Origin of the sequence: Pseudomonas paraglycinae (assembly GCF_021601625.1) — a bacterium.
GTDB lineage: Bacteria > Pseudomonadota > Gammaproteobacteria > Pseudomonadales > Pseudomonadaceae > Aquipseudomonas > Aquipseudomonas paraglycinae.
The window spans coordinates 105,024-118,684 of sequence record NZ_BQHR01000004.1 but is presented as its reverse complement, the minus strand read 5'-3'; the positions used below and the strand labels follow the sequence as shown (position 1 = coordinate 118,684).

The 13,661-nt window shown below is 59.5% G+C and carries 9 protein-coding genes and 1 pseudogene; 2 read left to right on the top strand and 8 right to left on the bottom strand.

Going from position 1 to position 13,661, the window contains the following annotated elements; all coding sequences use genetic code 11:
* Window positions 1–116: 116 nt before the first annotated feature.
* The gene (locus L6D82_RS07350; protein WP_236188539.1) at window positions 117–2,312 is read left to right on the top strand and encodes an OsmC domain/YcaO domain-containing protein; all 2,196 of its coding nucleotides are present in this window, start codon (window positions 117–119) and stop codon (window positions 2,310–2,312) included.
* Between the two features lie 67 nt (window positions 2,313–2,379).
* Here L6D82_RS07350 and L6D82_RS07345 read toward each other — a convergent pair whose 3' ends face one another.
* From L6D82_RS07345 to L6D82_RS07335, 3 genes are all read right to left on the bottom strand, one after another.
* A complete protein-coding gene (locus L6D82_RS07345; protein ID WP_236188538.1) occupies window positions 2,380–3,678 on the bottom strand; it encodes a carbohydrate porin in 1,299 nt (432 codons plus the stop codon).
* An 84-nt stretch (window positions 3,679–3,762) separates the two neighbouring features.
* Window positions 3,763–6,168 carry a glucose/quinate/shikimate family membrane-bound PQQ-dependent dehydrogenase gene (locus tag L6D82_RS07340; RefSeq protein WP_236188537.1) on the bottom strand — a complete coding sequence of 802 codons (2,406 nt, stop codon included), beginning with the start codon at window positions 6,166–6,168 and terminating at the stop codon, window positions 3,763–3,765.
* Window positions 6,169–6,439: 271 nt separating this feature from the next.
* Window positions 6,440–7,573 carry an aminotransferase class V-fold PLP-dependent enzyme gene (locus L6D82_RS07335; protein ID WP_236188536.1) on the bottom strand — a complete coding sequence of 378 codons (1,134 nt, stop codon included), beginning with the start codon at window positions 7,571–7,573 and terminating at the stop codon, window positions 6,440–6,442.
* 149 nt (window positions 7,574–7,722) lie between these two features.
* Here L6D82_RS07335 and L6D82_RS07330 point away from each other — a divergent pair, with 149 nt between their 5' ends.
* The gene (locus L6D82_RS07330; protein WP_102686161.1) at window positions 7,723–8,334 is read left to right on the top strand and encodes a dTMP kinase; all 612 of its coding nucleotides are present in this window, start codon (window positions 7,723–7,725) and stop codon (window positions 8,332–8,334) included.
* A gap of 199 nt (window positions 8,335–8,533) precedes the next feature.
* Here L6D82_RS07330 and L6D82_RS07325 read toward each other — a convergent pair whose 3' ends face one another.
* The 5 genes and pseudogenes from L6D82_RS07325 to L6D82_RS07305 all read right to left on the bottom strand — a co-directional run bounded on the left by L6D82_RS07325 (window position 8,534) and on the right by L6D82_RS07305 (window position 13,452).
* Window positions 8,534–9,049, bottom strand: a complete 516-nt coding sequence (locus L6D82_RS07325; RefSeq protein WP_236188535.1) for a cupin domain-containing protein — start codon at window positions 9,047–9,049, stop codon at window positions 8,534–8,536.
* A 213-nt stretch (window positions 9,050–9,262) separates the two neighbouring features.
* Window positions 9,263–9,388: pseudogene (locus tag L6D82_RS07320) on the bottom strand (peptide-methionine (S)-S-oxide reductase); the annotation flags it as partial.
* A gap of 15 nt (window positions 9,389–9,403) precedes the next feature.
* Entirely contained in the window at window positions 9,404–10,330 is a 927-nt protein-coding gene (locus L6D82_RS07315; RefSeq protein ID WP_236188534.1) for a homocysteine S-methyltransferase family protein, read from the bottom strand.
* Window positions 10,327–11,304 (bottom strand): ABC transporter substrate-binding protein, encoded by a 978-nt coding sequence (locus L6D82_RS07310; RefSeq protein ID WP_236188746.1) that lies wholly within the window; start codon window positions 11,302–11,304, stop codon window positions 10,327–10,329. The genes L6D82_RS07315 and L6D82_RS07310 overlap by 4 nt, the downstream gene beginning before the upstream one ends.
* Window positions 11,305–11,391: 87 nt before the next feature.
* Window positions 11,392–13,452, bottom strand: coding sequence for an ATP-binding cassette domain-containing protein (locus tag L6D82_RS07305; protein ID WP_236188744.1), 2,061 nt, complete (start codon window positions 13,450–13,452; stop codon window positions 11,392–11,394).
* Window positions 13,453–13,661: the final 209 nt, after the last annotated feature.

Below are 13,661 nucleotides of genomic sequence, written 5' to 3'. Positions count from 1 at the left end.
AAGTTCGTCAAAGGTGTCTGACCGCTCAGGCCCCGCTAAGCAAAAGCACAAGACTTCACGCTCAAAAGCCGGATAATGGCGGCCAATTTGTTTAGCCCGCTATTCTGGTAACCCGCATGGAAATCAAGGTCAATTTTCTCGACAACCTCCGACTTGAAGCCAAGTTCGATGACTTCACGGTGGTGGCCGACCAACCGATCCGTTACAAGGGCGATGGCTCTGCACCGGGTCCGTTCGACTATTTCCTGGCGTCGTCGGCCTTGTGCGCGGCTTACTTCGTAAAGTTGTACTGCAGCACCCGCAATATCCCGACCGAAAACATTCGTCTGTCGCAGAACAACATTGTCGATCCGGAAAACCGCTACAACCAGATCTTCAAGATCCAGGTCGAGCTGCCGGCGGACATTTCCGAGAAGGATCGCCAGGGCATCCTGCGCTCGATCGACCGTTGCACGGTGAAGAAGGTGGTGCAGGCCGGGCCGGAGTTCGTGATCGAGGAAGTCGAGAACCTCGACGCCGATGCCCAGGCCTTGCTGATGCCGGCGTCCACGTCCGGCGCGGGCACCTGCATTGCCGGCAAGGACCTGCCGCTGGAACAGACCATCGCCAATATGTCGGGGATTCTGGCCGACCTGGGCATGAAGATTGAAATCGCTTCGTGGCGCAACATCGTGCCCAACGTCTGGTCGCTGCACATCCGCGATGCGCAGTCGCCGATGTGCTTCACCAACGGCAAGGGCGCGACCAAAGAGAGCGCGCTGGCCTCGGCGCTGGGCGAGTTCATCGAGCGGCTGAACTGCAACTTCTTCTACAACGATCAGTTCTGGGGCGAAGAGATCGCCAATGCCGAGTTCGTGCATTACCCGGACGAGCGCTGGTTCAAGCCTGGCGCCAAAGATGAGTTGCCTGCAGAAATCCTCGACGAATACTGCCTGGGCATCTACAACCGTGACGGCGAACTGCGCGGCTCGCACCTGTACGACACCAATTCCGGCAACACCCAGCGCGGCATCTGCTCGCTGCCGTTCGTACGTCAGTCGGACAACAAGGTGGTGTACTTCCCGTCCAACCTGATCGAAAACCTGTTTCTCAGCAACGGCATGAGCGCCGGCAACACCCTGGCTGAAGCCCAGGTGCAGTGCCTGTCGGAAATCTTCGAGCGGGCGGTCAAACGCGAAATCCTCGAAGGCGAAATGGCCCTGCCGGATGTGCCGCAAGAGGTGCTGGCGAAGTACCCGGGCATTCTCGCCGGGATCAAGGCGCTGGAAGAGCAGGGTTTCCCGGTGCTGGTCAAAGACGCGTCGCTGGGCGGTGAGTTCCCGGTCATGTGCGTGACGCTGATGAACCCGCGCACCGGCGGCGTGTTCGCCTCGTTCGGCGCGCACCCGAGCTTCGAAGTGGCGCTGGAACGCAGCCTTACCGAGTTGCTGCAGGGCCGCAGCTTTGAAGGCCTCAACGATCTGCCGCAGCCGACCTTTTCGGGCCAGGCCGTGACCGAGCCAAACAACTTCGTCGAGCACTTCATCGATTCCAGTGGTGTGGTGTCGTGGCGTTTCTTCAGCGCCAAGGCCGACTTCGAATTCGTCGAGTGGGATTTCTCCGGCAACGGCGAAAACTCCAACGCCGAAGAGGCCGCGACGCTGTTCGGCATCCTTGAAGACATGGGCAAGGAAGTCTACATGGCGGTCTACGAGCACATCGGCGCCAAGGCGTGCCGCATTCTGGTACCGGACTATTCGGAGATCTATCCGGTAGAAGACCTGATCTGGGACAACACCAACAAAGCGCTGCAATTCCGTGCCGACATCCTCAACCTGCACAACCTGAGCAAGGTCGGCCTGCGCAACCTCGCCAAAGGCCTGGAACACAGTGAGCTGGACGATTACACCGACATCACCACGCTAATCGGTATCGAGTTCGACGACAACACGCCATGGGGCAAGTTGACCATTCTCGAACTGCGCCTGCTGATCTATCTCGCCTTGCAGAAGTACGAGCAGGCCAAGGATCTGGTCGAAGCCTTCCTGCAATACAACGACAACACCGTCGAGCGCGGCTTGTTCTATCAAGCGGTCAACGTGGTGCTGGAGATGGAGCTGGACGAAGATCTGGAGCTGGAAGACTACGAAGCCAACTTCCGCCGCATGTTCGGCGACGAGCGCATGGATGCGGCGATCGGCTCGGTCAACGGCAGCGTGCGCTTCTACGGCCTGACGCCGACCAGCATGAAGCTGGAAGGGCTGGATCGCCATCTGCGCCTGATCGAGAGCTACAAGAAACTGCACGCAGCGCGGGCCAGCTTCACGGGTTGATTCGGTTGGCGGCACGCACAAAAAAAGCACCTTCGGGTGCTTTTTTTGTGGTCGACAAACTTTGGCGTCAGAGCGCAGCTTTCACCTGCAATCCAAACACCAATGCATTGTCGATGTCCTTCCCGGAAAACGCGCCCGGCTCGATGATGTACTGCATATTCGGGCGCAGCGTCAGCCATGGAGTGGCTTGGTAGCCGTAGCCGAGTTCGATCAATTGCTCGGCGCTGTCCAGGTTTGGAAACGCTGCGCCATTGTCCAGCGCCGCGTCTTGCTGCACATCACGGCTGCGCGGGTTCGGCACTGCGCGGCCGTAGCCAAGCGCTACGGTGTCACGCGGACGGCCCTCAAAAGGCTTGTACAGAACGAGGCCGGTGCCGTACCACTTGCTGAACGGCGAAGCTGCTTCGCTGGCCGCCGAATATTGGCCGAAGGCGTGCAGGCTGCGACCTTCAGAGACGTCCGAAGCCCAGACGGCCTGGTCGATCAGAACGTAATGACCGCCGCGACCGGACACTTCCTTGTCACTGCCGATGCGTTTGACGTCGGAGCTGTCGTAGTAATACCCGACCTTGTACTCGCCGGGCAGTTTGCCGGCCTGCTTGTAGACCAGTTCGATCGGCACCACGGTGCCGGTGGTGTGTTTCGGGCCCAGGTGCCAGGCGCGGCTGGAATTGCCGTTGCTTTCCGGGTCGACGTTGAACGCGGCCACACGCAGTTGCCAGACAGGGGAGAGGTCGTATTTCACCCGCACACCGAGGTGGGCGTTGGGGTAGTTGGTCCAGCCACTGCCACCGGACATGTTCAGCGGATGGCCGCAGAAGCCGGCGTTCATGAAGTTGCAGAGAATCCCGCTGTCGAGGCCGCCGAGGTCATTGCCCATGGCCATGTAGCCAAGTTTGACGTTCAGCGCCGGGGTAAACAGGCTGCGCTCGTAGCTCAGCTCGGTCAGGCGCGTGTAGAGGCCGCCGTAGTTTTCCTGGATGGGCAGACGGTTGCCGACCAGATCTTCGGAGGCACTGTTGCCGCGACGGTCGTTGATGCTCAGCTGGATCTTGCCGGCGTTGTCGACGCCGTACAGTTTGCTCAGGTCGAACTGCGCACCGAGCTTGATGTTCTGCGAATAACGCGCCGAGCGATGCAGGCCGCCGTCGGCGTTGTAGGCGGTTTCGCCGGTGTAGTCGCCGGTGAACTTGATGCCATCTTCATCGAGCTGATGACGCAGGCCGCCCCAGTCGCCGGTCAGGGTGTTGCGGGTGAACACGTTCGAATCGGTATCGGCGAGGGCGGGCAGGGCAGCGCCGCAGGTGAGACCGAACAGCATGCCGGTGAATACGCCGGCGTGAGAAAAGCGAACAGCCAATGACATTGCGCAAATCCAGAGCGAAGGACATGAAACAACGCGGCACCCGAAGGTGCCGCGCACAAGTGAAGTGAAGGAGGGCGCTGCGGTTTACGGCAGGGCGTACGCCATCACGTAGTCGCCACGGTCGGTCGACTGGCGAGCACCACCGGCGGTGATGACCACGTATTGCTTGCCGGTTTTCGGCGATACATACGTCATCGGGCCGCCCTGGCTGCCGACTGGCAGACGCGCTTTCCAGATTTCTTCACCGTTGCCGCTGTTGAACGCGCGCAGGTAGAAGTCCTGGGTGCCGGCGATGAAGATCAGGCCGCCCTGGGTCGACAGGGTGCCGCCGAGGGTTGGCAGACCGATCTTGATCGGCAGGTGCATGCGGATGCCCAGCGGGCCGGTGTCTTCAACAGTGCCGACCGGAACTTGCCAGGCGACTTTCTGGGTTTTCATGTCGATGGCGGTCAGCGTACCGAACGGTGGGGCCTGGCACGGAATGCCGGCAACCGACAGGAAGCGGTTCTTGTTCACCGCGTAAGGCGTACCTTTCAGGGGCACTGCACCCATACCGGTGTTCAACGCTTCACCGCCGGAGGTTGCCTGGCCTTTGTTCTGCGACGGGATCATCTGAATCCACAGGCCCAGACGCATGTCGTTGACGAAGATGAAACCGTGCACCGGGTCAGTGGAAATGCTGCCCCAGTTCATGCCGCCCAGCGAACCCGGGAAACTCAGGGATTTGTCAGTGCCCGGCGCGGTGTACAAGCCGTCGTAACGCATCGACTTGAAATCGATCCGGCACAGCAACTGGTCGTACGGCGTGGCGCCCCACATGTCCGATTCGGTCAGGTGTTGAGCACCGATCTGCGGCATGCCGACCGATTTCGGCTGGGTTGGCGAGTAGGGTTCGTTCGGAATGTTGGCCGCCTTGACCGGTACTTCTTTAACGTCGGTCAACGGTTTGCCGGTGGCGCGGTCGAGCACGTAAATCTGCCCGGCCTTGGTGCCGATCACCACCGCCGGCACGGTTTTACCGTCCTTGGTGAAGTCGATCAGGCTTGGCTGCATCGGCAGGTCGAAGTCCCAGAGGTCGTTGTGTACGGTCTGGTAGACCCACTTTTCTTCGCCGCTGTTGGCGTCCAGCGCCAGGATCGAGGCGCCGTAGGTGTAATCCAGTTTGCTGCGCTCGACACCATAGATATCGGTGGACGAGCTGCCCATCGGCAGGAAGATCGTGTTGGTCGCCGGGTCATAGGACATCGGCGCCCAGCTGTTCGGCGTGCTGCGCACGTAGGTGCTGCCGTCTGCCGGTGCGTTTTTATCCTGCGGGTTGCCCGGGTCGAACGCCCAGCGCATGGCACCGGTCATCACGTCGAAACCACGGATCACGCCGCCCGGCATGTCGGTCTGCACGTTGTCGGCAACGCGACCGCCAACCACCACGGTGGTGCCGGCCATCAGCGGCGCGGAGGACAGTTGATAGTAGCTGTCCGGGACATCACCCAGACCGGCCTTCAGATCGACCTGGCCGTTGGTGCCGAAACCCTGGCAGAACTCGCCGGTGTCGGCATCGACCGCGATCAGGCGGGCGTCGATGGTGTTGGTCAGCAGACGGCGCGTGCAGTTGGCTGCGGGTGCGACCGGGGTTTCGCTCACTGGCGAGCTGGCCGGTTTGGCGACGGCGGCGCTGGCGTCGAAATAGGCCATGCCACGGCAACGCTGCCAGACTTTGGATTGAGCATTGATCGCGTTTTTCCAGATTTCTTTACCGGTGTCGGCATCGAGTGCGATCAGGTTGTTGTGCGGGGTGCAGATGAAGACTTTGTTGCCGATCTGCAGCGGAGTCAGCTGGTCTTCGGCGCCGTTGCCGTCGCTCTCGGCGATGTCGCCGGTGTGGTAGGTCCACGCGACTTTCAACTTGTCGACGTTGCTGCGGTTGATCTGGTCCAGCGCGGCGAAGCGGCTGCCACCTTCAGTATTACCGTAGTGTGCCCAGTCTTTCTGCGCTTTTTCCGGCTCGACCGGCGTCAGGCCCGGACCGGTGCCGGTAGGGGCGACGGTCGGGTGCGCGACGAACATGTTGCCGGCAGCCACGGCCAGTCCAACCGCCAGAACAGCGGCAACACCGTAGGCACCACGACCCGCAACGCCGCCATTGGCGCGCTTGAGCAGCGGATAGACCAGCGCAACTACCAGACCCACGGCGCTGAACATGAACAGACGCGAGAACACCGGCCAGAACACCAACCCTGCGTCGATGACTGCCCAGATCGCCGTCCCCAGCAGGAACGCTGCGAACAGCCAGGCGCCGGAAGGCTTGCGGCGTGCGATCAGCAGACCGGAAATGGCCATCGCCAGACCACCCACCAGGAAGTACCAGGAGCCTCCCAGGCTGACCAATTTCACACCGCCAGCGGCCAGTGCCAGGCCGAGCAGGGCGATGATCACGCCCAGCCCGACCAGAATGAATGTTGATATGCCCGAGAGGCGTTGACTCTGCTTCACGTTGAATGTCCCGTTGAAATGAGGAGGGCATTATATAGTTAGGTAACTACCTAGTTAAATCACTAATTCAGAATGAAAGGGGTTTTGGCGCTCAATGGTGCGACGGATCGACGCTGGCCTTGTCTTCGCGGCACCTCAGGTGCTATTGAAACGGTAGAAAAGTCCTCTATTTGCCAGCAGATATGGAATTTATGACAGGTTGATCACGGCCTGGTGGTTCCCGCCAGACAGGATCTGCGGGAACAGTATTGGCTGCGGCCGAGATGAAAGCTTAGCTAACCATCAGCTCATCCAGTGCCCGCTCGAGGGTGCTGACCGTCCGCTCGATGTTGTGCAGCTTTTCGAGTCCGAACAGACCGATACGAAAGGTCTGGAAGTCGGCCGGTTCATCGCATTGCAGCGGCACCCCAGCGGCGATCTGCAGGCCGTGGCTGGCAAATTTCTTACCGTTTTTGATATCGGCATCATCGGTGTAGCTCACCACGACGCTTGGCGCCTGAAAGCCGACTGCGGCCACGCTTTTGAAGCCTTTGCCGGTCAACATGGCGCGCACCCGATCGCCCAGAGCCTGCTGGTCGTCGCGGATCCTGTCGAAACCATAGGCTTGCGTCTCTTTCATCACGTCGTTGAACCGCGCGAGGGAATCACTGGGCATCGTCGCGTGGTAGGCATGTCCGCCCTGTTCGTAGGCCTGCATGATCTGCAGCCACTTTTTCAGGTCGCAGGCGAAGCTGCTGCTTTGAGTTTGCTCGATGCGTTCGAGGGCCAGAGCACTGAACATCACCAGAGCGCAGCAAGGGGAGGCGCTCCAGCCTTTTTGCGGTGCGCTGATCAGCAGGTCGACGGCGCATTTGTGCATATCAACCCAAAGCGTGCCGGAAGCGATGCAGTCCAGCACGAACAGCCCACCCACCGCATGCACGGCGTCGCCGACGGCCCGCAGATACTCGTCGGGCAGGATAATCCCTGATGAGGTTTCAACGTGGGGGGCGAAGACAATCTGCGGCCTCGAAGCCGCAATGGCTGCCAGCACTTCGTCCAGAGGTGGCGGGGCGTAGGCAGCCTGGCGCCCGGTTTCGACCGGTCGGGCTTTCAGCACCGTCGTGGCTGCCGGGATGTTGCCGGTGTCAAGGATCTGGCTCCAGCGATAACTGAACCAGCCGTTGCGTATCACCAGACATTGCTGGCCGGTGGCGAACTGGCGTGCCACCGCTTCCATGCCGAATGTGCCGCTGCCCGGAACCACCGCAACGGCCTCGGCGTTGTAGACCTGTTTCAGGGTCTGGGAAATGTTCTTCATCACGGCCTGAAACGACTGCGACATGTGGTTCAGCGAGCGGTCGGTGTAAACCACTGAGTACTCGATAAGCCCTTCAGGATCGATTCCGGGATATAGCTTTGACATGGGGTGGCTCCTTATGTGATTCCCTGGCAGTCAAAAGGTCTGGCGAACATCATTGGGAAGCAAGTCTAGGCAAAGGGCAGGGATGAGCTGATTCAATTTCAGTAAATGAGGATAGAGTGCTCATCAATGCCTCAATCGTTGTGTGAAAAATGAATCGTCCGCTGTTTATTTCTCTGGATGGGCCAAAAGGAACCGGCAAGACCACATTATTGGAAGCGGTTACGGCAGTACTGAGGGCCGACAACAAGAAAGTCATCCGGCTTTGCGAGAGAAAAAGCGATCCGTACCGGGGTGCCACGATGGCCCTCGTTAACGAACTTGCCAGAAATCCCTCCCGGGATCTGGAGTGGGCTGTGTGTCAGCGCTTTGCTGATAGCCGCAGCTGGATCTCCCGGCACGTGCTGACTAAGCAGCCGCTGGGCAGCATTGTCTTGATCGATCGCTGGTATCCGTCTGACGCCGCGTTTCGCCATACCGTCCCGTTTGCAGAGATTCTCCAGTTGAATATCGAGCAAAACGTGCAGGTGCCTGACCTGCATGTCGGCGTCGTCACCACGCCGGATATTTCATGGGCCAGGGCAACGGCACGATCCAGAGGACTGGGCGGTACTGTGATTCAAAAGCACGCAGAGCATGTCGCGTGTACGGAGATGTTCGAGCAAGCAGCTGCCGATCATGGTTGGGTTTTGTGCCGTAATGAAGGAACGGTCGAGGATGCGACGATGCAGGTGGTTTCTGAGATCTATGAATTGTTCAACTGATTGCCGAGGTGGATCAGATGGTTTTAGGCGGGAGTTCATAAAGTTCCGCCCAGACACATCATTTAACATAATATACATTACACGTAACAAAGTATTACGGAGTCAGTACGGTTGCGCACACCATTTCAATCTCTGGCATCTCTCTCAAAGGACCTGATCCTTGATGCCCGCAGATCTCTCTATTTGAAATGTGCCGCTCTCAATCCTCGTCACGCGTCAGCTTTTCAATCAGCGCTCGATGATGTGGATACTGCGCTGTGAGTTTCCGCCGATTCCCCATTTCCATATCCGCGAAATCAAACCCTGGTGAAACCGCTTCGCTGATCAAACCAAATCCGTTCTCGCCATTCAGCAACCTGGAGGCTTTCCAGATTCCGCCCGGTACGTGCAATTGCAGTTGTTGTCCGGCTAGAACATCGCTGCCCATCACCAACGTCTGCAGTGAACCGTCTTCAAGGATCAAGCTGTACTCAATGGCATCGCCCAGATGGAAATAATGCAGGATGTCCGAATGGTTGAAATGAAACTGGCCGACCGGTGAATCTTCGGTAAGCAGGTAGTAAATCGACGTCATCAGATAACGCGGCCCACCGGCGGTTTCGAGCATGTCCCGATGATCGGCCTGGTAGGTTCTGCGAAAGAAACCACCTTCGACGTGAGGCTCAAGGTCCAGTGACGCAATCAGGTTCGATGCAGTAATCGGGCGTGGATTCATGACCTGCTCCATCGTTTCAATACGATCTGTAATAACTCGACTAAACATCTATTTAGCGTAGTTAACTATATTTCGACGATTTTAATCACTTTTATACACCCTTTCCTGCCCGTATTCCTGTGGATTCACTCTTGCGTCAATTTCGGCTTGCCCCACTCGCCGACCCGAGCAATTGCAACGCCCCGGCCGTGACGGCAAAGCGGCGCATTCGATCAGGGTGGCGTCACCCAAGTCTGACCGCGCGAACCCGACGCGGGTGTCGAGCACACCCGGCAATGCCCGGAATGAAGCTTCCGCTCCCCAGAAACAGCCGGCACCGAATGTCGCCTGCTCTGACAGAACGTCGCCTGAAAATCACTCCTGCGCGGCCTCCTCACCCTTTAGATACTGCAGGTGCAAATGCAACTGGGCGATATGCTCCGGACCGATTCCACAGCATCCGCCGACAATGCTGGCCCCTGCGGCAACCCATGACTTCGACCAGTCCAGGTAGGACTCGGGGCCCAGGTCACGACGAATGTCCAGCAAATCGCTATTGGCCTCGGCTTTGGCACTGACAGGGGGGAAAGCATTGGCATAAACCCCCAGTTCGACAGGATGATCCAGGTTTTCAATCACAGCGCGTGCCTCAATCAAAGCCGCGGCCATCACTTCCGGCTGGCTGCAATTGAAGAGCACCGCCTTGGCCCCCAGCTCGGCCGCCACGCGAACCGCATCGGCAACGGCCTCGTTTGAGCGTAATCGCGGCTCCCGGCCCTCTTCGTCCAACAGCGTGAATGATACCCAAAGTGGCGCGGGATCCGTTCCGAGGGCTTCGGCCACCGCCCGCACTTCAGCAATGGAGCTTTGCGTTTCGGCCAGCCAAACATCGACGTGCGTTCGCAATCCGGCAATCAGTTCGCGGTGGATCGCTACTGAACGCTGATGATCGAACAGATCCGGCCGGTAGGACCCCAACGCCGGCGGCAACGAACCGGCCACGGTGACCGCATCGGTACTTTCGCCGGCGGCCTGCCGCGCCAGCCGTCCGGCGCGCTCAGCCAGCGCTCTTCCCTGCTCGGCAAATCGCTCGTCGCCAATATGAAAAGGCACCACCGCATAGCTGTTGGTGGTGATGATCCGCGCGCCCGCTTTCACGAACGCCTGATGCGCCTGCAGCACATACTCGGGCGCTTCGATCAGCGCGAGGGCCGACCATTCCGGTTGACGGAACGGCGCGCCGATTCGCTTCAACTCCCGCCCCATGCCGCCATCGAGCACACGTACGTTCGCTCTGGTCATTGGGCTGAACTCACTTGCTGCGCCTTCCCTGCAAACCACTGGTCAACAGTAGAAGGGTTGGCTTGAACCCAGGCCTTGGCGGCGACGTCTGCTGGCTGTTTTTCCTTTTCGATCTTCTGGATCAGTCCGTTCAACTGTGCCGGGTCGATGGCGAAATTGTGCAGAAACTCGGCAATTTTCGGTGCGCGCTTTTGCAGTGCTGTGGAAGCCAGGACGTACACCTTGGCATCCGGGAAGGCGCAGGTGATGTGGCTCTTGTTCAGCCAGTCGGGATCGACGGTCGGGCTGACGAATTTCCAGCAGCCATCCGCCTTGTAAAGTGGATCTTCTTTTCTGTTGTCCTGGGCGTAGCCATCGAACGCGGGCTCTTCCAGACGACGCAGATCATAGGCCGAGAAAATCCAGTCAGGGGTGTAGGCGTAGAACACCACGCCGCGTTGCGCTTTGTAAGCCGAGGCCAGTTTGGCGTAAGTCACCGAGGCTTCCGTCGAGACGGATTCGAATTTATCGGCGAAGCCGTAATCCTTGGCCTTGATCTGGCCGATATACGTCGACTCCCAGCCCGCCGGCCCCACCAGCAGTTCGGCCTTGCCGCCGCCCACTGGCTCGAAGAGTTTGGCCACTTCCGGTTTTTTCAGGTCGTAGATCGATTTGACGCCGTACTTGTCTTGCAGATAACCGGGAATGTAGAAGCCTTGTTCGCCGGCATAAGGGTGAGCATTGGGCACCAGTGAGCGGGTGCCGCCGGTGACGTACTTGGCCCACGCCGCCGACTGATTGGGCAGCCAGATGTCCGTCAGCACATCCACAGAACCGTCGCCCTTGGCCGCCGCACTGAAAAGCACCGGCACGTCCCCGGCCAGATACGACACATCACCGTCCAGACGGGTTTTGATCACCTCACCCAAAATGTGTTGAATGGCGATAGCCCCCGTCCAGTTCTGCTCGCCAATGACAATTTTGTCCTTGGCCATCACGCTGGCCGGCACGATCAGGGAGGCCAGCACTGCAGCCGCACTCAAGTTACGCAATAGATGTTTTGCCACGATAAGTCTCACTGTTCAGTTATGCAGATGGTCTTGCTTGCGCAAGCTCGATTGAATGATTCGATCGGGGATCAATGCACACAGCACGATCGCCACGCCGGCCAGCATGCCCTCGCCGCCCTTGATATTGCGCAACGCCGTCATGACGTCGTAACCCAGTCCTCCAGCGCCGATCAGGGCAGCAACCACCACCATCGACAAGCTCATGACAATGGTCTGATTGATCCCGAGTAACAGAGATCGTCGCGCCAGCGGCAGTTGCACCTTCACCAGGGTTTGCCAAGGGTTCGCTCCATGGGCGATTGCCGCTTCCACGGCATCCTTCGGGACTTCCTGAATGCCCAGGGACGTCAGACGAATCATCGGTGCGAGGGCAAAAATCACCGTCGCAATGACTGCCGGAGTCTTGCCCACCGAGAAGAACGCCACAGCGGGAATCAGGTAGACAAAGGTCGGCAGGGTCTGCATGACATCCAGCAAGGGCGTGAGCAGCCTGCGGGCAATCGGCCGCTTCGCCAGCAAAATGCCGGTGGGTACGCCGATGACCAGTGCGATCAGCACCGACGAACCAACCAGCGCCAGCGTGGCAATTGTCCGCTCCCAAAACCCGAACAGGCCGATATACAACAACGCTGCGCTGCTGGTGAGCGCCAGGGCCAGGCCCGCCGAGCGCCAGGCCAGCAATACCAGCGCCAGCGCGCAAACCGGCCAGGGCAGCCAACCAAGCAGGGATTCGATGCCTTCAATGACCGTGCGAACCGCAACGATCACGCCGACAAAAGCGCTCTCGAACGTCACCTGTGACCAACCGATAAAGTCATCCACGCTCTGGGCGGTCAGTAACAGCGCCTGGCGGCTGGCCGGGAACTGCAAAAGCGCCTGGGTGGTATCGGGCGTCAACACGCGCCAGATTACCAATGCCTGACTGACCAGCAGCACCGCCAGCGGCAACGCCCAACTCGAAACGGCGCGCCGCACCGGTTGACGGCTCAGCGAATACGCGGTGAAACGACTGGCCGCCAGCACGGCCAATCCCACCACGACCGATATCCAGGATGCGCTCGTAATGCCCTGCACCGCAGTCGCCAGAGCCGCGAGTTCTGCGGCGAACCCGAGCCAGAACAACCCGCCTCGGCCCCGCGCCGCCAGCGCTGCCGGCCCGAGCAACAAGGCTTGCCAGCCGCGCAAGCCCGGCTGAACCGGTTGCTCCTTCGGTGCCGTTTCGGGAATCTGACGTACCGCGCCACCGGCATCGTGCAATACCGGTGCGGCTGGAAGGCAATCGCGGAAAAAATCCGCGACCTCAGCATCGGCCGGCGTCTCGAGCAGCTGTCTCGGGGTGCCCGACTGCACCAGACGTCCCTGGCGCAATACCGCTATCCGATCAGCGAGACGGACCGCTTCGGCAGGATCGTGGGTGACCAGCAACGTGGTGATCCCGCGCTCGCGTACCAAGGCCAGAAAATGCCTTTGCAGGTCTCGCCGGATGGTCGGATCCAGTGCGCTGAAAGGCTCGTCCATCAGGAGAATATCCGGATCAGTCACCAATGCCCGCGCAAGACCGACCCTTTGCTGCATACCGCCGGACAACTCGTGGGGATAATGCTCGCCCCATCCCTCAAGGCCCATCGCCTGTAACTGTCGGGTGGCCGCTGCGTGCCGGACGGCCTCGGATTCGCCGCGCAACTCCAGAGGCAGCGCAACGTTGTCCAGCACCGTGCGATGGGGCAAAAGACCAAAATGCTGGAACACCATGCCGATTCGCCGCGAGCGCAAATCCCGCAACGCTTTGTGGCTCAGGCCGCTGATAGCCTGACCTTCAATCAAGACCTCACCGCTGGTGGGTTCGATCAAACGATTGATATGGCGAAGCAAGGTCGATTTGCCGCTGCCGGAGGTGCCCATCAGGCACAGCACTTCGCCGCGCCGGACCTTCAAGCTGACGTGGTTGACAGCCGGCAACGGCGATCCGCCCTTGCGCAGATAAGCTTTAGTGACGCCTCGCAGTTCGAGGACAACATCGCCCTCCTCGGCGCTATCGTCGATGGGTGGGGCCAATCGTTCAGGCAAGTCGATCTGTACCGTTGCCAAAGAGGTTTGAATAAGTGTCACGAGGGCTCCCGGCAACGAACCGCTGACGGCCAGATATATGGCCGTTCAGGGTAGAAAAAATGGACAGGAGCCTCAGGCAATAACCGCGGACAGGGTTGGCCTGAGGCAAAAAACGCCGCAAGCGAGGCGCTGCACGTTTTCTTTGCTAAAAGCTAAACGATCTTAAAAAGATT

Bases quoted from the DNA above. Each gene is read 5' to 3' on its own strand.
- L6D82_RS07350 (WP_236188539.1), top strand. From the start codon at position 117: ATGGAAATCAAGGTCAATTTTCTCGACAACCTCCGACTTGAAGCCAAG.
- L6D82_RS07345 (WP_236188538.1), bottom strand. From the start codon at position 3,678: ATGTCATTGGCTGTTCGCTTTTCTCACGCCGGCGTATTCACCGGCATG.
- L6D82_RS07335 (WP_236188536.1), bottom strand. From the start codon at position 7,573: ATGTCAAAGCTATATCCCGGAATCGATCCTGAAGGGCTTATCGAGTAC.
- L6D82_RS07330 (WP_102686161.1), top strand. From the start codon at position 7,723: ATGAATCGTCCGCTGTTTATTTCTCTGGATGGGCCAAAAGGAACCGGC.
- L6D82_RS07325 (WP_236188535.1), bottom strand. From the start codon at position 9,049: ATGAATCCACGCCCGATTACTGCATCGAACCTGATTGCGTCACTGGAC.
- L6D82_RS07315 (WP_236188534.1), bottom strand. From the start codon at position 10,330: ATGACCAGAGCGAACGTACGTGTGCTCGATGGCGGCATGGGGCGGGAG.
- L6D82_RS07310 (WP_236188746.1), bottom strand. From the start codon at position 11,304: ATGGCCAAGGACAAAATTGTCATTGGCGAGCAGAACTGGACGGGGGCT.